The 20,966-nt window shown below is 65.4% G+C and carries 20 protein-coding genes and 1 tRNA gene; 11 read left to right on the top strand and 10 right to left on the bottom strand.

Going from position 1 to position 20,966, the window contains the following annotated elements; genetic code table 11:
* Nucleotides 1–47 precede the first annotated feature (47 nt).
* A complete protein-coding gene (locus tag ACUXST_RS07525; RefSeq protein ID WP_458389353.1) occupies nucleotides 48–2,288 on the top strand; it encodes a M13 family metallopeptidase in 2,241 nt (746 codons plus the stop codon).
* 55 nt (nucleotides 2,289–2,343) lie between these two features.
* Here the strand turns inward: ACUXST_RS07525 and ACUXST_RS07520 are convergent, their stop codons facing one another.
* Nucleotides 2,344–2,979, bottom strand: a complete 636-nt coding sequence (locus ACUXST_RS07520) for a GyrI-like domain-containing protein (RefSeq protein WP_458389352.1) — start codon at nucleotides 2,977–2,979, stop codon at nucleotides 2,344–2,346.
* A 275-nt stretch (nucleotides 2,980–3,254) separates the two neighbouring features.
* Nucleotides 3,255–3,800, bottom strand: coding sequence for an RNA 2',3'-cyclic phosphodiesterase (gene thpR / locus ACUXST_RS07515; protein ID WP_458389351.1), 546 nt, complete (start codon nucleotides 3,798–3,800; stop codon nucleotides 3,255–3,257).
* A 91-nt stretch (nucleotides 3,801–3,891) separates the two neighbouring features.
* On the opposite strand from thpR, the gene ACUXST_RS07510 reads away from it, so the two are divergent.
* Entirely contained in the window at nucleotides 3,892–4,572 is a 681-nt protein-coding gene (locus tag ACUXST_RS07510; protein WP_458389350.1) for a hypothetical protein, read from the top strand.
* Here ACUXST_RS07510 and ACUXST_RS07505 read toward each other — a convergent pair.
* Nucleotides 4,569–5,693 (bottom strand): hypothetical protein, encoded by a 1,125-nt coding sequence (locus tag ACUXST_RS07505; RefSeq protein ID WP_458389349.1) that lies wholly within the window; start codon nucleotides 5,691–5,693, stop codon nucleotides 4,569–4,571. The genes ACUXST_RS07510 and ACUXST_RS07505 overlap by 4 nt on opposite strands.
* A gap of 353 nt (nucleotides 5,694–6,046) precedes the next feature.
* On the opposite strand from ACUXST_RS07505, the gene ACUXST_RS07500 reads away from it, so the two are divergent.
* Complete coding sequence (locus ACUXST_RS07500; protein ID WP_458389348.1) at nucleotides 6,047–6,271, top strand: hypothetical protein; 225 nt, start codon at nucleotides 6,047–6,049, stop codon at nucleotides 6,269–6,271.
* Between the two features lie 7 nt (nucleotides 6,272–6,278).
* On the top strand, nucleotides 6,279–7,076 hold the full coding sequence (locus ACUXST_RS07495; protein WP_458389347.1) for a hypothetical protein: 798 nt from the start codon (nucleotides 6,279–6,281) through the stop codon (nucleotides 7,074–7,076).
* Between the two features lie 33 nt (nucleotides 7,077–7,109).
* On the opposite strand, the gene ACUXST_RS07490 is transcribed toward ACUXST_RS07495, so the two are convergent.
* A tRNA-Ala gene (locus ACUXST_RS07490) sits at nucleotides 7,110–7,185 on the bottom strand.
* 153 nt (nucleotides 7,186–7,338) lie between these two features.
* Here ACUXST_RS07490 and ACUXST_RS07485 point away from each other — a divergent pair.
* The gene (locus ACUXST_RS07485) at nucleotides 7,339–8,895 is read left to right on the top strand and encodes an alpha/beta hydrolase (protein ID WP_458389346.1); all 1,557 of its coding nucleotides are present in this window, start codon (nucleotides 7,339–7,341) and stop codon (nucleotides 8,893–8,895) included.
* Here ACUXST_RS07485 and ACUXST_RS07480 read toward each other — a convergent pair.
* The gene (locus ACUXST_RS07480) at nucleotides 8,892–9,212 is read right to left on the bottom strand and encodes a TIGR02300 family protein (protein WP_458389345.1); all 321 of its coding nucleotides are present in this window, start codon (nucleotides 9,210–9,212) and stop codon (nucleotides 8,892–8,894) included. The two genes, ACUXST_RS07485 and ACUXST_RS07480, sit on opposite strands and share 4 nt — an antisense overlap.
* A 137-nt stretch (nucleotides 9,213–9,349) precedes the next feature.
* Here ACUXST_RS07480 and cmk point away from each other — a divergent pair, with 137 nt between their 5' ends.
* Nucleotides 9,350–9,976 carry a (d)CMP kinase gene (gene cmk / locus ACUXST_RS07475; protein WP_458389344.1) on the top strand — a complete coding sequence of 209 codons (627 nt, stop codon included), beginning with the start codon at nucleotides 9,350–9,352 and terminating at the stop codon, nucleotides 9,974–9,976.
* Between the two features lie 66 nt (nucleotides 9,977–10,042).
* Nucleotides 10,043–11,647, top strand: coding sequence for a putative bifunctional diguanylate cyclase/phosphodiesterase (locus tag ACUXST_RS07470; RefSeq protein WP_458389343.1), 1,605 nt, complete (start codon nucleotides 10,043–10,045; stop codon nucleotides 11,645–11,647).
* Nucleotides 11,648–11,651: 4 nt separating this feature from the next.
* On the opposite strand, the gene ACUXST_RS07465 is transcribed toward ACUXST_RS07470, so the two are convergent.
* Nucleotides 11,652–12,227: a CAP domain-containing protein gene (locus ACUXST_RS07465; RefSeq protein WP_458389342.1), complete on the bottom strand. Its 576-nt coding sequence runs from the start codon at nucleotides 12,225–12,227 to the stop codon at nucleotides 11,652–11,654.
* 194 nt (nucleotides 12,228–12,421) lie between these two features.
* On the opposite strand from ACUXST_RS07465, the gene ACUXST_RS07460 reads away from it, so the two are divergent.
* Both ACUXST_RS07460 and ACUXST_RS07455 read left to right on the top strand, forming a co-directional pair.
* Nucleotides 12,422–13,618: a S53 family peptidase gene (locus ACUXST_RS07460; RefSeq protein WP_458389341.1), complete on the top strand. Its 1,197-nt coding sequence runs from the start codon at nucleotides 12,422–12,424 to the stop codon at nucleotides 13,616–13,618.
* Nucleotides 13,619–13,726: 108 nt separating this feature from the next.
* Nucleotides 13,727–15,343 carry a secretin N-terminal domain-containing protein gene (locus ACUXST_RS07455; protein ID WP_458389340.1) on the top strand — a complete coding sequence of 539 codons (1,617 nt, stop codon included), beginning with the start codon at nucleotides 13,727–13,729 and terminating at the stop codon, nucleotides 15,341–15,343.
* An 83-nt stretch (nucleotides 15,344–15,426) separates the two neighbouring features.
* Here the strand turns inward: ACUXST_RS07455 and ACUXST_RS07450 are convergent, their stop codons facing one another.
* Together ACUXST_RS07450 and ACUXST_RS07445 are read right to left on the bottom strand one after the other, a co-directional pair.
* Nucleotides 15,427–15,585, bottom strand: a complete 159-nt coding sequence (locus tag ACUXST_RS07450) for a Flp family type IVb pilin (protein ID WP_458389339.1) — start codon at nucleotides 15,583–15,585, stop codon at nucleotides 15,427–15,429.
* A 178-nt stretch (nucleotides 15,586–15,763) separates the two neighbouring features.
* Nucleotides 15,764–17,758, bottom strand: a complete 1,995-nt coding sequence (locus tag ACUXST_RS07445) for a transglycosylase domain-containing protein (RefSeq protein WP_458389338.1) — start codon at nucleotides 17,756–17,758, stop codon at nucleotides 15,764–15,766.
* 104 nt (nucleotides 17,759–17,862) lie between these two features.
* Here ACUXST_RS07445 and ACUXST_RS07440 point away from each other — a divergent pair, with 104 nt between their 5' ends.
* Nucleotides 17,863–19,353: an ABC transporter substrate-binding protein gene (locus tag ACUXST_RS07440; RefSeq protein ID WP_458389337.1), complete on the top strand. Its 1,491-nt coding sequence runs from the start codon at nucleotides 17,863–17,865 to the stop codon at nucleotides 19,351–19,353.
* 4 nt (nucleotides 19,354–19,357) lie between these two features.
* Nucleotides 19,358–19,777, top strand: coding sequence for a DUF4112 domain-containing protein (locus ACUXST_RS07435; protein WP_458389336.1), 420 nt, complete (start codon nucleotides 19,358–19,360; stop codon nucleotides 19,775–19,777).
* On the opposite strand, the gene ACUXST_RS07430 is transcribed toward ACUXST_RS07435, so the two are convergent.
* Both ACUXST_RS07430 and ACUXST_RS07425 read right to left on the bottom strand, forming a co-directional pair.
* Complete coding sequence (locus ACUXST_RS07430; protein WP_458389335.1) at nucleotides 19,771–20,493, bottom strand: energy transducer TonB; 723 nt, start codon at nucleotides 20,491–20,493, stop codon at nucleotides 19,771–19,773. The two genes, ACUXST_RS07435 and ACUXST_RS07430, sit on opposite strands and share 7 nt — an antisense overlap.
* A 19-nt stretch (nucleotides 20,494–20,512) precedes the next feature.
* Entirely contained in the window at nucleotides 20,513–20,830 is a 318-nt protein-coding gene (locus tag ACUXST_RS07425) for a hypothetical protein (RefSeq protein WP_458389334.1), read from the bottom strand.
* Nucleotides 20,831–20,966: the final 136 nt, after the last annotated feature.

Here is a 20,966-nt window from a genome sequence, read left to right as displayed (position 1 = left end):
TTCCGAAGCTACGCGCGAGGCTTCCCCCGGTCAACGCGGCACTGCCGATGTGGGTGCGAAGCGGCTGTTTGCAACTGCTGCGGGAAAAGCGCGCGTCGGCCGACGGACGCGTGTTCGTCGAACGGACCGCCGCGCTCGTCGATGAGCCGTGGAACCTTCTTGCGGGCGCGCGCGGGCCGCAGTATCGCGCTGTTCTTCCATTCTATCTTGTTGCCTTTGCGGGGAAATTCATGACGTATCGCTATTCGAAGCTGGTCCGCGTCGCGGCCGTATTGCTGGCTGCCACATCGTTGCAGGGGACGTCGGTCCTGGCCCAGGACGCTGCGGGGGCGGCGCCCACCACCGCCGCAGGAACCGCCAAGCCGCACCTCGGCGCGTGGGGCGTTGACCTGACATCGCGCGATCCGTCGGTGAACCCGGGCGACGACTTCCAGAAATATGCTTCGGGCAGCTGGCTGGCCAAGACCGAGATCCCGGCCGACAAGCCGGAGGTCGGCTCCTTCTACGAGCTCTTCGACCTGACTCAGGACCAGATGAAGACGCTGGTCACCAATGCGCCGGCCGGCAGCAAGTACGGCGCGATGTACCAGAGCATGATGGACGAGAACCGGCTCGAGACGCTCGGCCTGGCGCCGCTCAAGGCGGACCTGGCACAGGTTGCCGCGCTCAAGACCAAGTCGGACTTCGCGCGCCACATGGGCGAGACCGATCGCGGCTTTGGAAGCTCGATCTTCTTCTTTGACCTGGAGCCCGACACCGCGAACGCCAAGATGAACGCCGTCTACCTGTACCAGGCCGGCCTCGGCATGCCGAACCGCGACTATTACCTGAAGCCCCAGTTCAAGCCGCAGCGGGACGCCTACCGCGCCTATGTCGAGCGCACCTTCCGCGCGATCGGACAGCCCAACCCGGGCGCCGCAGCGGACCGGCTGCTCGCCTTCGAGACGGCAATTGCCGAGAAGAGCTGGGCGAGCGCCGATCGTCGCGATATCGACAAGACCAACAATCCGATGAGCAGCGCCAAGCTCGCGGCCTATGCCCCTGGCATCGACTGGTCCGCATATTTCGCCGGGGCTCAAATTCCGCCGCAGCAGCGGATGATCGTCAACGAGAACAGCGCCATTCGCGACCTCGCGGCGATCTACGCGCGCACGCCGCTTTCGACGCTGAAGGAGTGGGAAGCATTCCACACTGCCGACGACGCCGCCCCGTACCTCAACAAGGCGATGGTCGACAGCCGCTTCCAGTACGTGAAGACGATCAGCGGCGTTGCGCAGAACCTGCCGCAGTGGAAACGGTCGATCCGCCTCGTCGACGGCTCGCTCGGTGAGCTGGTCGGGCAGGATTATGTCCAGCGCTACTTCCCGGCAGCCTCGAAGGCCAAGATGGTCGAGCTGGTCGCGAATCTGAAGGCCGCGATGGCTGACCGTATCCGCGGCAACAGCTGGATGAGCGCGCCGACCAAGACGGCAGCACTGGAGAAGCTGTCGCGCATGGACGTGATGGTCGGCTATCCGGACAAGTTCCGCGACTACAGCGCCCTCGATGTGCGGCCGGACGATCTCTACGGCAACGTGAAGCGGGCCAGACGCTTCAACGCCGACTATGACATGGAAGATCTCGGCAAGCCGGTGAACCACAAGAAGTGGGGCATGAACCCGCAGACGGTGAACGCCTACAATGGCGGCGGCGAGAACAAGATCGTGTTCCCTGCCGGCATCCTGCAACCGCCTTTCTTCGATCCCGCAGCAGACGACGCCGTCAACTACGGCGCGATCGGCGCGGTAATCGGCCACGAGATCAGCCACGGCTTCGACGACCAGGGCCGCAAGATCGATGCCAGCGGCACGGTCCGCGACTGGTGGACCGCCGAGGACAGCAAGCGCTTCGACGCTGAAGCCAAGGTGTTCGGTGACCAGTATGCGAAGTTTGAGGCCGTGCCCGGCGCATTCCTCAACCCGAAGCTGACGATGGGCGAGAACATCGCCGACTTCGCCGGCATCCAGGTTGCGCTCGACGCCTATCACCGGTCACTTGCCGGCAAGACGCCACCGGTGATCGACGGATTGACTGGCGACCAGCGCTTCTTCCTCGCCTATGCCCAGGTGTGGCGCGAGAAGCAGCGTGACGACGCGCTGCGCAGCCAGGTCACGACCGACCCGCACAGCCCGGGCCGCTTCCGGGTGCTCGGTCCGATCCGCAACGTCGACGCATGGTACCAGGCATTCGGGATTACGCCGCAGAACACGATGTACATTCCGCCCGAGAAGCGCGCGCGAATCTGGTGAGCTGCCGGGATCGCGGACGCTGGGGAGTCGCCTTCGGGCGACTCCCCTTTTTTATTCACGGTCGCCTTATCGGCGAGGGCCCGCTCCTCCGGACCGGCTGACGAACGAGGGTTTTCAGCTTCTCTGCCGAGGTCTTGCGCGGATCGCTTAGATAGACTTCGTGGTGCCTGCCTGCGAACTCGTAACCGCCTTCCGGCATGATCTGGTGGTGAAGTCGGGCAAGCAGCGGGCCTTCATCGTCGTAGCTGCCGACATGCAGCGCCTGCACGCATAGCCCCTCCTCCAGCGTGTCGAGCCGGAGGTTCCCGGCCAGTGCGCCGAGCTTCTGCCGAGCCTTCGACGCCGCGGCGTGGAAATCTTGCTGGGCGACGAAGTCGGGGACCATGATCATCATCGTCCAGTCCCACTCGTGCTTCCGGCGAGCAGTGAAACTTTGCGGATCGGGAGCGGACCATAGTCCTTCGAGTGGTGCGACGACGAAATCGCGGCCGTTCGCCTTCGCCGCGAACTTGAGTCCGTAAGCCGTCGCGTAGAGGCTTTCGACGACACGCCTGTATTCGGGAACTACATTCGGATCACCGTGACCATCAGCCATCAGGTAAGCGACAGGCGGCACCTCGATGGCCGTGAAGTGGTCGCGCCGAGCCGAGAAGAGGGCCTTACGGGTTTTCTTGAGGTCGAGTTTTCCCATGGCTGTTCTCGATGGCAACAGATCACACGAGCAGGTCTGTGGCTTCCACACCGCCGGGTCAAAAAGTTCGTCGCGGCTGTGCAATAATCCAAGAAGCGACATATAACCTATGTTATAAGCGCACTTGTGAGGGATTTTAGAGACCGGCAGAACCCGCCTTCCCCCGCTCAGCACGAGCGGCGCGAGGAGCTTGCAGCGAGCTTGCGGCGAGCATTCCCGCTCGACGACGCGGGCTCATTCACGTCGCTTCTGCGGGCGCTGGACGGCACCGGTCGTTAGCCGACCGTCCGCTCGAGCGGATAGGAGGCGACTTCCTCGTAATGCGCCCCGTGCCGCGAAAGCTGGCTTTCGAACAGTAGGAAACTCTCGACCGCGAACGGCTCGGATGCGAGTCCGCGTGTGCGCTCGAGGAAGTCCGCAACCTCCCGGGTCCGTCTGCCCTTCCACCGCGCAAGCGTGATGTGCGGGTGAAAAGCCCGGCGTTCCGGCTCCACGCCGGGGCCCTGGCAGGCGCGGTCCACTTTGGCCGCGAGGGCCGCGACGGGCTCCCGGGGCTCGACACCGGCCCATAGAGCACCGGCGCTGCGCTGCTCGAACCGGCCGGCGCCGGCAACCCGCAACTCGAACGCAGGCGAGCGTACCCGCCCAAGCGCGTCGGCAATGTCGCCTGCCACCGGCCGATCGACCTCTCCGATGAACTTGAGGGTGACGTGAAGCTGTTCCTCCGATTGCCAGCGGAAGTCGGCGCTGTCGTCCATCGCGTCGATCAGCAGATCACGGATGTGCTCGGGCGGGCGAATGGCGACGAACAGGCGGTGCATCGGACATCCGCTAACACATCAGACAGCCAAGCTTTCCATTGCAGGTGATTGGTGCATAGTCGCGTCGGCGACGAGTACAGGGGGGAATGCGATGATTGCTGTCGGCTTGCTTTATCTGGCGCTGATTTCCGGCCAGGCGACGCCCAAGGACTACCCTCATCAGACCCCGAACCTCGGCGGCCCTGATACCCTGATGGTTCATCAGACGCAGGATAAAGAGGACGACGCTCGGCGCTTTGTCGACGAGTTCGCGCGCTGCGCTGCATCCTTGCGCCGCAAGGATGCCGTCGCGGCGCTGGCGCTCAATTACGACAGCCAGGCGCAATCGCAGGCCGTGCACAGCCTGCTGAGCCTTGCCCAGACCTGCTGGGGGCCGATGATTTCCGCCGCGTCGATGCAGTTGAGCGCTGGTGTGGTCGCCGGCGGCATGTCGGAATATTTTGTGCTCCACCCCAAGGTCATCGAGCAGCTTCGCCAGCGCAGTCCCGCGTCGTTCGTCTGGCCGGCGCGCAATGCGATGGAGTCTTTCGGTGACTGCGTCGTCGCGCAAGGCGACGGCGCCGTCTTGGCGCTGGTACGAAGCCGCGTCGCGTCGGCTGACGAGGCCACTGCGGTGCAAGCTCTCACCCCCGCGCTCGGCCAGTGCGTCGCCGAGGGTGACACGGTTGAACTGGACGTCGGGACCATCCGCCAAGTGCTTGCCTTCGGCCTCTACCGGCACATGGCCGTTCCGCCTGCAGCCGTTCCGGCGGTCGCGAGTCCGGGCAACTAGGCGCGGGCTTCGGCCTCCAGCCGCTGCCGCTGACGATTGAGTTCGGCGTTCAGCCGGCTATCGACGCGGCGGGTGCCGTCCGAATGCGGCGTGCTGAACAGGCCGACTTCGGCGTGGCGGCTGTCGTCCCAGCCGGGGAAGCTGGTCACGGGATAAATGCAGACACCCTCTACCGCGACGCCGCGCGAGCGCGCCTCGGCGACCTCCTCGCAGACGTAGTGGAACCAGGCGCTGCGGGCGGAGCGTTCCGAGCCGGTTTCGGAGATGAAGATGGGGCGCCCGAACCGCTCGTAGGCTTCCACCAGCATGTCGGCGAGCGGCCGGTACTCGTGATGGCCCAGGGGGATGGTTGAACCTCCCTCGATCCACTGGTTGTCGGGGTAGAAGTTGAAGCCAAGTGCGTCCGCCGCCCAATCGCCGCCGCCGAGCTCGGGCGCGGTACGGCCCAGCAGCATGTCGTAAGCTTCGAACTGGGCGAGGCGCAGGCCTTCGGCGCTCTGGATGTCTTCCGGCGCGCTGCTTCGCGGCAGAATGTTGATCAGCGGCTCGGCCCAGAAGAAGCGGGTGTCGGGCTCGGCCGCGCGGACCGCTCCCGCCGCTCCAAGCGCCGCCTGCACGAGGCGCTGCTTGAGCCAGCCGCGCTTCTCCTGCTCCAGCCGCGGGAAGTAGCCGGTGTTCACCGCCCAGGTGAAATAGGAGATCTCGTTCATCGGGCAGACCAGCGGCGCCCGGCCCGTGACGCTGCGGTGGACGCGGACAGCTTCCGCTGCGAACGCGGCGAAGGCCGCGATGAATTCGTCACTGCCGAGCGTCAGGTGGTCCGGGAAGCCGTAATGGCAAAGATCCCAGATGATGCGCACGCCCGCGTCTTCTGCGGCCTCAACCATCGGCAGCCAGCTCGACCAGTCGTAGCGGCCCGGCTCACTCTCGATGAGGTGCCAGCGCAGGCCGTCGCGCACGGTCAGCAGGTCGAGGCCGGCACAAGCGCGGTAGTCTTCGAGGGTGCAGCCTTCATGACCGGTGCTGCGGATGAGGTCGAGACGCAGCCCGTCGGAACGCCGGTGCGACGAGCATTCGAAGCCGGCCATGAAAAAGCTCGGGAAAATGCGGGAGATGGGCACGCGATGCCTCGTGAATGCCTGCGGGAATCCGACGCGCCTAGCTGGTGACGCGTGGCCGGACATCAACCCATGTGAGCCCGGGATATGTCCGTTCCGCGGACTTGTGACATCGAGACAACAGGAAGTCCCGATTCAGAACGGCCCCGCGAAGAGCCCAACTGTTGTAAGTCATTCCGGACTCGACACTGCAGGACATGCGCAGTTAAGTTCGAATTAGGAGACTGCGTATGAAGGTAATTCTCGAGGGTGGAGCACTGTTGATCCTCCTGGGAATTGCTGTTGCCGCAGTAATGCAGTTTCCTGCGCGCCGTTAACTTCTGGTCCTGGTTACCGGCACGGCCGTTGGCGCGTGGGTGATCGGCTATGCCTTCGGTGCGCGCGATGTAGCCGACACCCTTTATCCACTGGTCCAGAGCAGCGACGTGCCGCAGGCGGCGGCAGTGGTGCACGACAATGTACTCAGCCCCTTGTGGGGTCTCGCTTTCGGGGCGTTGTTCATCATGATGGACGTCCTCGTGTTCAGGAAAGATCTCGGGGCCACTCCGAAGTCGCCTCCACCCGAAGAACGTCAGGAGTAGATCCGTCTTGGTCAATGCAGGCGCGCCGGCGGATCGGCCCCTTTCCAGCAATCTGTCGTCAAGCAGCGAACTCGGCGACGCCGCGCTGAAGCAGTCGGTCAGGACCCTGTGGTTGCTGCCGCTGGCCGCGCTGATCCTCTATTCCATCACCATGGTCTACATCGAGGCGACCACCTCGCAGGACCACGTCCGCTTGTACTTCACGGACATCGGGATGCCGTTCAAGCACGGCTTCTTCGCAGCCGCGGACGGGCGGTTCGGCTACGGCATCAACACCAGCCTGTCGTCATTACTGCTTGGCTGCTCGGGCGTATTGATGTTCCTCGCTGCCTTCGCGGACCGCCAGCATGTGTCGCGGCAGGCATCGCTCTTCGCGATCCAGGGTGCCATCTTCATCTATCTGTCGTTCGACGACCGCCTGATGCTTCACGAGCGGCTCGGCGGGATACTGCACACCTACTCCTCGCTGCTCCTGATCCTCGTCTTCGTGATGAACATCGGCTTCTACCTGTGGCTGTTCCGCCCGTCCTTCTTCAACGCCCGCATGGTCTACTGGTTCGCGGCCGCCAGCGTCCTCTTCGTGGTCATGATGATCTTCGACGACGTGATGCCGCACTACATGCCGTGCCGGCTTTCGCTCGAGGATCTGATGAAGACGTGGGCGGGTTTCAGCTTCCTCAACTTCGCCTGGGAAGCCGTGCGCTTCCGCCTTGTCGGACAGCCTCGCGGCGAGCAGGGCTATCGCGTTCCCCGCCCGATCCTGAAGCTCACGCCAAAGTGGTTGCGACCCCGCCTTACCTCGTAGGTTCGAAGCCCTTCGTAAGGCTTAGGTGGAGGATGGTGGAGCCGAGGGGGATCGAACCCCTGACCTTCGCAATGCCATTGCGACGCTCTCCCAGCTGAGCTACGGCCCCGATCCGGTCCGCGCCTTAGGCGAAACCGGCAATCCTGCAAATGGGAAAATCCGCTGTTCCGGTCAATGCCGGAGCGGCGCCTCGCTGCGGAAATCGCTTGCGTGCCATGGTTGTTCGGCGACACATCCCCCGCCACTGGATGGCCATTGGGGAATGAGCATGCGGACCGTCATTGCGATTCTGGCGCTTGGGCTGACTGCTGCGGCGGCACCGCCGGTCGAAGTACCGGTCAGGCTCGATGTTGCGCAAAAGGCCCCGATTGGCGGTCGCCTGATCGTCTTCGCGGAGCCTGCCAAGGCAGGCGAGCCCGCTCCCAAGTCGGTCGATGCCAATCCATTCGCCGGCACGCCGACAGCAGTCGCGGCCCGTGACATCGCGTCCCTCTCCACCGGACAAGTCGCGGTGCTGGACACCAATGCCGACGCGGTTCCGGAGGCCTGGTCGAAGCTGAAACCGGGGCGGTATCATCTTCAGGCCGTGCTCGACGTCGACGGCAACTACAATTACGCAGGCCGCGGCGCGGGCGATGTGGTTTCGAAAGTGACCGACGTTACCCTTCCTGGCCCGGTGCCGCCGCTTGCTCTCTCGGACGTTCTGCCGGCGGAGGATCCGTTCGCCGTGCACAGTCCAAGGCAGCAGGCGCTCGCCGCGTACCTGCCGAAGGTCGTGGCGGTCGATTTCGTGAGTCCCAAGCTCTCCGCGTTCTGGGGCCGGCCAGTGCACATGCGGGGCTCGGTCGCACTGCCGCCAGGTTACGACGCGAAGTCGGGCAGCACATGGCCAACGGTGTACCAGACCCACGGCTTCGGCGGAGACGCGAACTCGTCGCGGTGGTCAGCCGCAAGCTATCTCAGCCTGATGAGCGACAGGCGCATCCCGTCGATGATCTGGGTGGCGCTGGACGAGAGCTCCCCCACCGGGACCCACGAGTTTGCGGACTCGGTGAACAACGGACCGTGGGGCGAAGCGCTGACGACAGAGCTGATCCCATATCTGGAACAGCAATACCGAATGGATGCGCGACCATCAGGCCGCTTCCTGACCGGGCACTCGTCCGGCGGCTGGGCGACCTTGTGGCTGCAGACGCGCTACCCGCGCGTGTTCGGCGGCACCTGGTCCACTTCGCCCGATCCGAGCGACTTCCACGACTTCACCGGGGCGGACATCTACCGGGCGAACGCCAACGTCTACGTCGACGCGAACGGCAGGCCGGTGCCACTGGTGCGGATGAACGGCCACGAGGTCGCCAACCTGCAGGAGTTCGCGCGGCTCGAAAGCGTGCTCGGGCCGATCGGCGGTCAGATGGCGTCGTTCGACTGGGTCTTCTCGCCCAAGGGGCCAGACGGACGGCCGATGCAGCTCTTCGATCGCAGGACGGGCGCTGTAGATCCTGCCGTGGCGGCCTACTGGCGCGACAATTACGACATCGCCTATCGACTGAAGCGGGACTGGCCCTCTGTCGGCAAGGACCTCGACGGCAAGATCCACGTCATCGTCGGAACTGCCGACACCTTCCACCTCGATGGCCCGGCGCACCGGCTGCAGGCCGTGCTGCAGGGGCTCGGCGCCAAGGCGGACGTGCGCTTCCTGCCAGGGAAGACGCACGGCGACCTCTATGAAGCAAATGGCGATCCGAACGCGCTAACGGTCCAGATCGCCAGGGAAATGTACGCAGTCGCCCGGCCAGCGGGCGGCGCCGGAGCGAATTAGCCCTCGTCGTCCTCCGACGGCTTCTCGACGCCAATGTCGTCATCGCCCGTGTCGAGATCGACTTCCTCGTCGGCGCTGACTTCAGCGTCCTCGTCGATCGCCAGATCCTCGGCGGCGAGCTCGTCGTCCGGCGCGGGCTCCTTGGCAACCGGGGCGGCAACCTCAAACGCGAGCGGCTGCTTGGACTTCAGCACCGGCTCGGGAACCCACTCGTTATCGCAGGTGATGCAGTGCACGGGATTGTCGTTCGCGAGGTCGTAGAAACGGGTCGAGCACTTGGGGCAAGTGCGCTTGGTGCCCCATTCGGGCTTCACCATGTGAGATATCTCCAATTCGAATTCCAGGAGCCACAGCGGCTGTCGCGCGGCGTTCGGCGGGGCGCCTTGCCATAGGCATATGGCCCTGTCAAAGCGCCGCTTCCAGACCCCCTGGAAGCCCACCGGAGTAGTAGCGCATGATCATCGCCGTGGACGGTCCGGCCGCCAGCGGCAAGGGAACCATAGCGCGTGCACTGGCCGAGCATTTCCGCCTGCCGCACATGGACACCGGCCTGCTCTATCGCGCCGTGGCCCTGAACCTGTGGCGGTGGGGTGGCGACCCCTCAAGCGAGTTCGAAGCGCTGCGTGCCTGCGACATGTTGAGCATCGACCCGGAGGACGAGGAGCTACGCAGCGAGCCCGTTTCCCGCATCGCTTCTTCGATCTCCGCCTACCCCGCGGTGCGCGCCGCGCTTCGCGAGCGGCAGCAGGAGTTTGCCGGCCAGCCGGGGGGAGCAGTGCTCGACGGACGCGACATCGGGACAATCATCGCGCCCCAGGCCGACGTGAAGCTGTTCGTCACGGCAACACCGGAAGTCCGTGCCCGGCGGCGGACGAAGGAACTCGAAGCCCGCGGCATGCCCGCCCATTACGACGACGTGCTTGCGGACATCCTTGCCCGGGACGAGCGCGACAGCGGGCGGGAAACGGCCCCGCTGCGGCAGGGCGAGGACGCGATCCTCCTTGACACCAGCGAAATGGACGCTGGGACCGCCGCTGCGGAGGCGATCCGCATCGTCGAGGACCTCCTTACCAAGCACTGAAATCCCCGCGTTCGGTAGGACTATCTTCACGTATGTTAGCCATAGCGCAGGTGGGGACACGCGTGGATGGGACATTCAGTGCCGAGGGGAACGAGCAAGACTGTTCGGCTGGCAAGCAGCCATCTGATCACGACGTTGGCTACGGTCGCGGCGATATTGCTGTTCGTCGGAATCGGCAGCCGTGTGGTGCCGGCGGCGTTCGGGGCGACGACCCTGCCCCCATCGGCCTCAATGCTGAAAGTCGCGCTGGTCCTGAACGTCGCGATCATCCTGTTCGGTTGGCGCCGCTCCAAGGACCTGAAAGAGGCGCTGTCCGATTATGAAGATGCGGAACGTCTCGCGCTTCGCAACGCCAATACCGACCCGGCCACCGGCCTCGCCAATCGGCGGGAGCTGGTCAACGCGCTGACCGACGCGCTTGAAGCAGGCACCTCCGGCGTCCTGCTCCTCGTCGATCTCGACCATTTCAAGCGCGTCAACGACCTTCACGGGCACCACGCTGGTGACGAGCTGCTGCGCCACACGGCGAAGGTGCTCAGCAATGCGGCACCCAAGGCCTCGTGCCATGCGCGCATCGGCGGGGACGAGTTCGCGGTGGTGCTCCCCGGCGTGACGGCACTCGAAGCGGAAGAGATCGCCCGCTCGATCGTGTCGCTGATCTCGACGCCGCTGTTCGTGGGCGCCGCTCAGGCCCAGGTTTCAGCGTCGCTCGGCCTTGCCGCATTCGAACGCGGTGGCACGCAGGAGACTGTCCTGCGGCAAAGCGATGTCGCGCTCTACGCAGCCAAGGCCGCGGGCCGCGACGGTTTCGCCTGGTTCGACGAAGAACTGGAGCGCGAGCTGTCCGAGCGGCTCTCGCTCGAGGAAGACATCCGCCGCGGCATCCTCAACGGCGAGTTCGTTCCCTTCTTCCAGCCGCTGATCGACCTGTCGACGCGCGAGCTGGTGGGCTTCGAAACGCTCGCTCGCTGGCGGTCGCCGACGCGCGGTTTCCTGGAAGCGCACGTGTTCATCGACGCCGCCGAGCGAACCGGCCTAATTGCACCGCTGACCATGACGATCATGGAGCAGGCGCTTCGCGAGGCCCGCAACTGGCCCGCGCACCTCAAGGTCGCAGTCAACATTTCGCCCATCCAGTTCCGCGACCGCACGCTCGCCGAGCAGGTCCTTCAGGTCCTCGCCCGCACCGGCTTCCCGGCCAAGCGGCTTGAGGTCGAGATTACCGAAGGCTCGCTGCTCGAGAACCGCGAGCAGGTCCTTGCAACCATCCAGAGCCTGAAGAACGTCGGCATCAGCATCTCGCTGGACGATTTCGGCACCGGCTATGCCTCCCTCGCCCAGGTCAACAGCCTGCCACTGGACCGCATCAAGATCGACAAGAGCTTCATCAGCACCATCGTGAAGAGCGAGCAGACGGCCGCGATCGTCAACACGATCGCCAGCCTGGGCCATACGCTGAGCGTGCCGATTACTGCCGAGGGCGTCGAATCGGAGCAGATCCGGAGCGAGCTCAAGAAGATCGGCTGCTCGGAGGCGCAGGGGTGGCTCTTCGGCCGCGCCGTATCCGCGGGATCGGTCCGCACGTTCCTCGACATGAAGGACGGGAAAGCCACCGACTTCGGCCGCGACGACAGTCAGCCGGCGCCGCGCTCGGCAAAGCGCCGCTGGTAAGCGCCTAACGGCGGACCGGGGGCAGCGGCCTGACCCGCGCTGCGAAGACCGGCTGACCGTCAACATTGCCCGGCGGCGAGTAGCGGCAGATCAGATAATCCCAGTCCGCCTGGTACAAGGCGCAGCCGACGCGAGTCGTCGTCGGCCAGACCATCTGCGTATAGTGCGCGACGTCCATCCAGTTGCCGGTCGCGCTTACCGCAGGGAAGAGTCCCGGGCGCATGAAGCGCTTTTCCGCCACCCAGATGCCGACGAGCTGCTCCGGAGTCAGACTGGCGTGAAGAGCCCTCGCGAGGTTCTCGCGCTGTCCCGGCCGGATCTGACGCGGCGAGTGAACGAGTTGGTGGAGCCTTGCCAGCGTTGGCCCGTAGGCAGCGGCAGAAGCCGCCAGCGTGGGATCCCAGATCATGAGCGGGTTGCCGACGAGTTGCCGTTCCCGGTTGTGCGCAGCGAGGATCCGGACGGCGAGTTGTCCGGTCGCAGTTCCATAAGGGACTGCATAACGCGGCGGCTGAGGCGGCAGTGGCCTTGGTGCGGCAACGGCCGATGAAGCAAGGATCGCGAGGGCGAACTTAAGCATGTTCGAAAGCTGCCACAGAAGTGTTGCGGGTTCATCCGGTAACTGCCCGCTGTTCGCCGTTCACGCCAAAGCGGGGCACAGCTGCGACCAATACAGGAACATGGGACAAACAGCCGTAAAATGAGCGATTGCATTTAACCCGGCACCTGTCAGCTTCTCTGCTCCTCCCGTCCCGGGAGCTTGGAGGGCCAGTTATGAGTCTGAAAACATGGGGATTAGTTGCGTTCGGAGCCACCTTCGGAATGGCGGGAGCGGCACCTGTTGCGGCCCAGAGCGCACAAGCGATCGAACATAGCGGACGCGCTTTCCACGTCGCGGTCTGCGCGCGCGGAAACCCCCGTGGAACGGCCCGCTGTTTCGCTCATGTGGTCACTGACGCCCGTGGCAATCCGCTCAACGGAAAGCTGTCGCCAGGCGCCACTGCCGCGCCGAGCGGTTATGGTCCGAACGATCTTCGCGGCGCCTATAAAATTACCACCAACGGCTCGACGACGATCGCGATCGTCGACGCCGGCGGTTACTCCGGTGCCGAGTCCGACCTTGCCGTTTATCGGGCCCAGTACGGGCTACCGGCCTGCACCACGGCCAATGGCTGCTTCAAGAAGGTCAATCAGAACGGCGTCCAGGGCAGCTACCCGCGTGATGACACCGGCTGGGCTCAGGAGTCGGCGCTCGACCTTGATATGGCCAGCGCAATGTGCCCGGGCTGCAAGCTGCTGCTGGTCGAAGCGAACAGCGCGACGCTCGCGAATCTGGCAGCCGCTGTCCGCACGGCCGCTGCCACTCCTGGCGTGACCGTCATCTCGAACAGCTACGGCGGCAGCGAGAGTGGCTCGACGTCGTACGAATCCGCCTACAACCAGCCGGGCAAGGCCGTGACGGTCTCGACCGGCGATAGTGGCTACGGGACGCAGTTCCCGGCATCCTCCCCGCACGTCATCGCGGTCGGTGGAACGCACCTCGTAAAGGCTGCCAATACGCGCGGCTGGTCGGAAACGGCATGGAGCTCGGGCGGCAGTGGCTGCAGCACAGTCTACGGGAAGCCCGGCTTCCAGAGCGATTCGCTTTGCACGATGCGCATGGAGGCTGACGTGTCGGCCGTCGGCGATCCGGCGACGGGAGTCGCCGTTTACGGTCCGAGCAGCCGCAATCGCTCGGCCTGGATGGTCTTCGGCGGAACGAGCGTTTCGGCTCCGCTGATCGGTGGCATCTACGGCGTGACCGGACATACTCCGACAGGAGCTGCCGGGATCTACACCAACAAGTCACAGCTGAACGACGTCACCAGCGGCACCAACGGCAGCTGTGGCGGCACCTACTTCTGCACTGCCGGTGCAGGCTACGACGGGCCGACGGGCAACGGCACGCCGAACGGTCCGGGCGCCTTCTAAACGCCGGGCTCGACTGGAACAGCACGGGCCGCGCTTGCCGCGGTCCGTGCTTTCGCTTACCATCGGCTCACGCTTGCGATCGCGATAGAATCGTTAGATTCCAGCCGGATGCCCACATTGACGAGACTGTTTTTCGACACTGCGGCGATTCGGTACCTGCTGTCGTTCGTGTTCGCCTTCGTCCTGCTGACCGGAAGCACCGCCGCGATGGCCCAGGATGACGACAATGTCGTCGTTCCGCGGACGGTTCTGACCAAGGTCACTCTCCTGACGGACTCGCCGTCGGAGACTCGGCTGCAGCTTCACTTCGAACCGAAGGCCAACGGCTTCGCTCCGGTTGGCAATGACGTGAACCGGCCGGCGCTGGGTCTCGCGCTGACGAGCCGCGGCTCGAGTGCAGTCACGCCTGCGGGCCTCAAGGGCCTCGTCCGCCAGATCAGCTTCGATCAGGTCGAGACGGTGCTGATTATGCGCTTCTCGGTGACCGCGGCGGCAAGCGTCACCGCGTCTCCGAGCGGGCCCAAGACCATCGACGTGACGATCTCGACCGGGGCACCGGCGATGACCGTCGAGGGCGACGAGCCCGGCGCCGTGGCGTCCGACGTTCCGCCGCCCATGGGCTATCTGCCCGGCGACACGTTCGAGCTCGTCCAGCTCAAATACGCGGACGTCAGCGAGATTGTCGGCCTGCTCAGCCAGGGCGCGAGCGTGAAGTCGAACGACCTCTTCATCCCGCGCGAGCCGGCATTCGGGTCGAACAGCTTGACCGGAAGCAGCTACAACCCGGGACCGAGCACGCAGGCGCCAGGCAGTGATGACACGCCGCTCGGGCAATCGATCGACTCCGGAATGGCCATCGATCGGCGGCTCAATGCCGTCTGGCTGCGCGGCTCGCCCGATTACATCGCCCGCATGAAGGCGATGATCAACGCGATCGACGTGCCGCTCGAAAGCGTTGTGCTCGAGACGCAGTTCGTGGAGCTGACGGAGTCAGGTGCACGGTCGATCGGCATCGACTTCACCAATGCCAACGGCCAAATCGGCCTCGTTACCTTCCACTCCGGCGAGGCGGCCCTACCCGGCTTCGCGCAGGGCTGTTCCGGGGACCCGGTCACCTGCTCCGGCCATGTCACCAGCGCTGGCTTCCAGGCGGCACTCTATGCGCAGATCCAGCGCGGCAACGGCCGCATCATTTCCAAGCCGCGGATTGCAGCGCAGAGCGGCTCGACGGCGAAGATCATTACCGGCGACGCGCTGCCGATCCTCACCGCGATCACGCTTTCCGGCGTGAACGGCGTTTCCCAGCAGGTTCAATATGTGAACGTCGGCGTCACGCTGCAGATCGCACCGCGGGTCAGCAACGACGGTTATGTGTCGAGCCACGTCTTCGCCGTGGTTTCGAGCGTCACCGGCTTCAGCCAGGGCTATCCGACGATCAGCCAACGGGAGGCGGAGACTTCGGCGACGGTTCGCGATGGCGACAGCTTCGTGATCGGCGGGCTGAGCCAGGAAGACGTGATCAACACCAAGACCAAGGTGCCGCTGCTCGGCGACATTCCGCTAATCGGACAAGCGTTCCGCACCGACAAGTCAACGAACAGCAAGACCGAGCTCTACATCATCGTCACGCCGCACATCGTGCACCGCGCTGGTAGAGGTATGACGCGAAGCCGGACGATCCAGACCTACCCGGGAGCGGTCCCGCCGCCTCTGCCGCCGCGCTAAGAGCTCGCCGGCGAGATCGCTTCGGACAAAGAAAAAGGCGGCAGCGCCTGAGCGCCACCGCCTTAATCTGAGTTCGAGTGCGCTTAGAGAGCGTTCGAAACGTTGTTGAACGTCGTGCTCAGGTGCGTACCGATGCTGCTCATCGCACCGATCGCGGCAACCGCGATCAGAGCGGCGATGAGGCCGTATTCAATGGCGGTCGCGCCCTGCTCGTTCTTGATCAGCTTAAAAATCTTGGCCATCTCTGGTCTCCCTTGGTTCCATCCCGGGAAGCAGCTTCCCCACCTGCGCTGGGCATTCCCGCGTAGGATGAGCATGGAAATAAGGGTCACTGGTTGAGAAAGGCTTAAAGCCTCGGGTTCTCAGACGTTAACTATCTCAAGCAGTTGACTGGCTCCGCGAGGGCCTTGCATCCGCCCCTCACTTGTCCTCGCCGAACAAGTCCGCAAGCACCCCGGCGAGGTCGCGCAAATCCTTGGTGCTGTCGCTCCAATCGGCGGGTAGCGGGCTCTTGCGCTGCTTGTCTGGAGAGGGCTGGCGCTGCGGCACCCGGAACTCCGGCGGAAGCGGCGGGCCGGCTCGGTGATCGATCGCGAGCGCCGACGTCATGAAATTGTGCCAGATCTCCGCCGGCAGAGTGCCGCCGCTGACCTTGCCCAGGGATCCATTGTCGTCACGGCCGATCCAGACGCCGACCACGAGGTCGCCTGCAAAGCCGATGAACACGGCGTCGCGGTTCTCCTGCGTGGTGCCGGTCTTTCCAAATGTCGGAACCGCGAGCGCGGCGCGGCGGCCGGTGCCGCTATTGGCGGCGGCGTAGAGCAAGTCGAACATGGGCGCCTGGTCGCGGCTGCTGCTGAGCTTGCCGCGTCCGCGGAAAAAGGATGACAGGCCCTCGTCCTCGGGAAGTTGCGGCAGGCCCCGGGCGACGATCGGATAGCGGCCGCTCGCCACCGCGGCGTAGGCCGAGGTCAGCTCCAGCAGGCTCATGCCCGACGTGCCGAGTGCGAGGCTCGGGTTGTTGGGCAGCGGCGTTGTGACGCCGAGGTCGCGCGCGACACGGATCACGTTGTTGCGGCCGACAGTCTCCTCAAGGCGGACCGTCGCCGCATTGCTCGAGCGGGCGAAGGCTTCGCGCAGCGTGATCGGCCCGCGGTAGACGCGGTCGCTGTTTGCCGGACTCCAGCCGTCGATCGTGATCGGCTTGTCCTGGATGATGCTGTCGGGGGTCCAGCCGGCGCGCAGTGCGGCGAGGTAGACGAAGAGCTTGAATGCCGAGCCTGGCTGCCGCCGCGCCTGGGTGACGCGGTTGAACGGGGACTCGCGATAGCTTCTGCCGCCGACCATCGCGACGACGCGCCCGTCCGGCCGCATTGCGACCAGCGCCGCCTGAGCCTTGCCGAGGTCGCCGCGATTGATGGCGCGAATGGCGAGACGCTGCAGGTCTGAGTCGAGCGTCGTGCGGACCTTCACCACGCCGAAGTCCGGCGCCTGCGCCTGCTGTGCAGAAGGCGTCACCCAGTCGGCGAAGTAAGAACCGGTCGGCACCTTGTACGCCTGCCCGACGGGCCGCGCAGGTACCGTCGCACGCGCTCGGCCGCTGCTGATGACGTCGGTGTCGGCCATGGCCGAGAGCACGAGCCGGCTGCGCTTCTGGGCGCCGGCCAGGTTGTGCGTCGGGGCGAGCCGCGAGGGCGCTTGCACCATGCCGGCGAGCATCGCCGACTGAGCTAGCGTCAGCTGCTCGGGATCGCGATTGAAATAATGGTGGGCCGCGGCGCGCAAGCCGTACACGCCATCTCCGAAATAGACGCTCGAGAGATAGCGCGAGAGGATTTCCTTCTTGGTCAGCCAGGCTTCGAGCCAGAAGGCGATGATGACCTCCTGCGCCTTGCGCTTGATGGTGCGGTCACCGTTGAGGAAGGCCGTCTTGGCGAGCTGCTGCGTGATCGTGCTGCCGCCCTGGCGGACGCCGCCACCGTGGAGATCGGCAACCAACGCACGGGCGATGCCACGGGGGTCGATGCCCCAATGGCGATAGAAGCGGCGGTCCTCGATCGCGACGAACGCCGCGGGCGTGATCCGATTGAGCTTGTCGACGTCGACCGGCGACTCCTTGAGCGCACCGTGCCGGGCGATCGGGTGGCCCTCGTCGGAAAGCAGCAGGAGAGCTGGATCGTCCAGCGGCTCTAAAGCCCTCGACAATGGCGCGGTGATGACCAGCCAGACGAGCGTGACGAGGATGATCGCCGAGAATGCGTAGAGCACCAAAGGCCAGCGGCGGCGGCGCGGAGGCGGCGGCGACTCGGGCTCTGCGACCGGCGGCTCGGGGCTGAACGGGTCGGGCAGTTCCTCGACGGGGTGCCCGTCCCTGCTCCACACGTCGCCGCCCCAGATTGCGTCCCTTTCGGCCAACTCCGTCGAACTCCGTGCGCCAACAACTGCTTTAGTCTAGTAAAACAGTGGCCGCGATATATCCAGACGCTTGCTGAACTGCGGCTTGCGATTAAAGGCGAGGAATGGCCCGGTCGTTCCTCCGGCGTGCTCTAGCCGCGGCGCTGGTGATGGCGCCCGCGCTGTTGTCGGCGAGCTGCCGCGACAAGCCGCAGGGGACGACCCGCGTGCTCGTCATCGGTGGTCAGCCGCAGATACGTGACCCCGCACTTGGGCCGCTCTCCACGCCTGACGAGGTCTTGCTCAGCAACGTCGCGCAAGGCTTGGTGCGGTTCGACGCGACTGGGCAGATCGTCCCGGGCCTCGCCGAGCGCTGGAACGTCAGCGACGACGGCCTGAGCTACATTTTCCGGATCGCCAACACGAACTGGCCGGGTGGGCGCAAGGTCACCGCCCAGCAGGTCGCGCGCATCCTCAAGCGGCTGGTCGCGACCTCCAGCAGCAATACGCTCAAGGACACGCTCGGAGCAGTCAACGAAATCGTCGCGATGACCGACCGCGTCGTCGAGATCGAGCTGCGAGCGCCCCGCCCCAATTTGCTTGCCCTCCTCGCGCAGCCGGAACTGGCGATCAGCCGCGGCAGTCTCGGCACAGGTCCCTTCGTGCTCGGCGACAAGCGCGGACCCGCGGGCGAGCTGCACCTGATCCGTGACGAGCTTGGCGTCGACGACGAGCAGTCCCGGCGCGAAGAGGTGGTGCTCGCTGGAGCGAGCGTCGAGCAGGCCGTGCGCGCTTTCGCGAACGGAAAGACCGATGTCGTGCTCGGCGGGACGTTCGCCGACCTCTCCTACCCTCTGGCCCAGAAGATGACATCGAAGGCACTGCGCTTCGACCCGGCCTCCGGCTTGTTCGGCCTGGTGCCGGCTCGGGCGGACGGACTGCTTGAAAATGCCGAAGTGCGATCGCTCCTCAGCCAATCGATCGACCGAGCGGCGCTTGTCGACTCTTTCCGGGTGCCGGGGCTGGCGGCGCGGGCAACGGTGCTCGAACCCAACCTCGACGGGCTGCCGACTGCGCCGCAGCCTGCCTGGTTCGCGACCGCTCTCGCGGATCGGCGGCCGGCTCTGACTGCGGCGGCTGCCCGGCTGCTGCCGGTGGGGCAGGAGCAGACACCGACATTGCGGATATTCCTGCCGGACGGCCCCGGAGCACGGATCCTGCTTCAGCGACTGACTGCCGACTGGGGTGCGATCGGCATCACCGTCGAGCGCGCCGACCGTCTTCGCGGTGCCGACCTGGCGCTTATCGACGAGGTTGCGCCGTCCTCCGCTGCCGCCTGGTTCCTGCGCCGCTTCCGGTGTCAGGAGGTGCCGGTTTGCGATCCCGCTGCCGACGAGTTGCTGGACGCCGCCCGCGAGACGGCAATCCCGGCGCAACGTTACGCGCTCCTCGCCCAGGCTGCGGCGGCAATAGACGCAGCACAGCTGTTCATGCCGCTTGCTGCTCCGGTCCGCTGGTCTCTCGTCGGCGACCGAGTCACCGGCTTCGCCGGGAACCGCTACGCGCGTCACACGCTCACCGACCTGGAACAACGGTTGAATCCAGGAGGAAGCTGACGCCATGGCCGCCCAATCGCGACTGAGCTTGCCGGTCGGCACCGACCCCGCATCCGTCCGGCAGCGGGTCGACGCGATGGAGCGCATCCTGGAGCGACTAATCGTAATCCCCGGCACCAAGCAGTCCGTCGGCCTGGATGTGATCCTCGACTTCGTGCCCATTGCGGGTGACATCGCTGCCGCGGCGCTCGGTGCCTACATAGTCTGGGAAGCGAAGAACCTGGGCATGAAGAAGAGCCAGATCGCCCGGATGGCCGGGAACGTCGGCTTCGACTGGGTGCTCGGGCTCATCCCGTTCGTTGGCGCTGTGCCGGACTTCTTCTTCCGGTCGAACACGCGCAACCTGCGGATCATCAAGCGCCACCTCGACAAACATCATCCGGAAACGGCAATCGTGGATGGGGAACTCGGCCGGCTTCAGTAGCGCGAAGACGACCAGACGTGCTCGCCTTCGACCTCGTCCTCGATTGGCCGCCCCGCGGAGTTGGTGCTGGGACGGTAGCGGAAGCGCTGGACAATCAACCGGCAGGTCAGCCCGTCCAGTTGCGGAACGCCGCTTGAGCGGGTGACTGCACAGCGCGTCACCCGGCCGCTCACGCCCACCGTGAAGACAAAGCCCACGCGGCCGCCCACGCCTGCCCTGCCGAGCCCCTTGGGATAGTCGGATGGCAGGATTTCACCGGCGATCTGCTCCAGCTCGACCCCGCCGTCGTCTTCATCATCCGCCCCATAGCCATTGCCACCGGTCCCTCCACCGGCGCCGGCGCCTTGAGCAGGCCCGGAGCCGGTACCCCCGCCAGCAGGCGGTGCGCTCGGCTGGAGCGCAATGACGGGCGTAACCGCAGGCGGCGCGTGGGATGGCCGCGGTCCGGGAGTGCCGCCGGGCGGTGCCGGGGCGGCCTTTGGAGCAGCCTGCGCCCGCCGTTCACGAGGGGCGGCCTTTGGCGGCAGCGGAGGTATTAGGCGCGGGGGCGGCGACTGCAGCGTGATGTCGATCAGCCGTTCAACCGAGTCCCGCGTCCGACCGACATCGACGTGAAAGCCGTTCAGTAGAACGAGGATCAGGCCGGCCTGAATGAGGGCGACCGCGGCAAGCGCCGTGAAGCGCTCCCGCGGCCGAACCTGTACTGGAGCGGGCATGTCCCGCTCGCGTCAGTGCTTAGCGCGTGTAGTAGCAGCGCCGATGCGCGGTCGTGCTGCGGTCGATCGCACGGCCGGCAATGGCTCCACCCACTGCACCTGCGGCTGCCCCGAGAAGGCCGTGACCAACGATGCTCGGACCCGCAACAGCGCCGACGACGCCGCCCGCAAGGAGGCCGGTGCGGCCGCGCGAGTACCGGCAAACCTTGTGACGGTACGTCGTGTGGCCGTAGTAACGATGGTGCCGGGTGCGCCTCGCATCTGCCGGAGCGGCAAAGGAAGTCGCCGTCGTCGCGGCAATGGCAATCGCCGTCGCAAGTTTGGAAAAGCTGTTCATAGAATAAACCCCATTGGTCTGTTTCGCCACGTCAACGGATGGAGGCCGCTGCTGTTTCCATCCGCAAGCCGGTAACGGTGAGTTGCTCCGTTGAAGCGACGGTGTGAGCTCGTTACTTGCGGGCGTGTGAACAGGC

Source organism: Sphingomonas sp. F9_3S_D5_B_2 (assembly GCF_054263715.1).
Note: the sequence above shows the minus strand (reverse complement) of the source record. Positions and strands in the feature narration are given on the sequence as shown.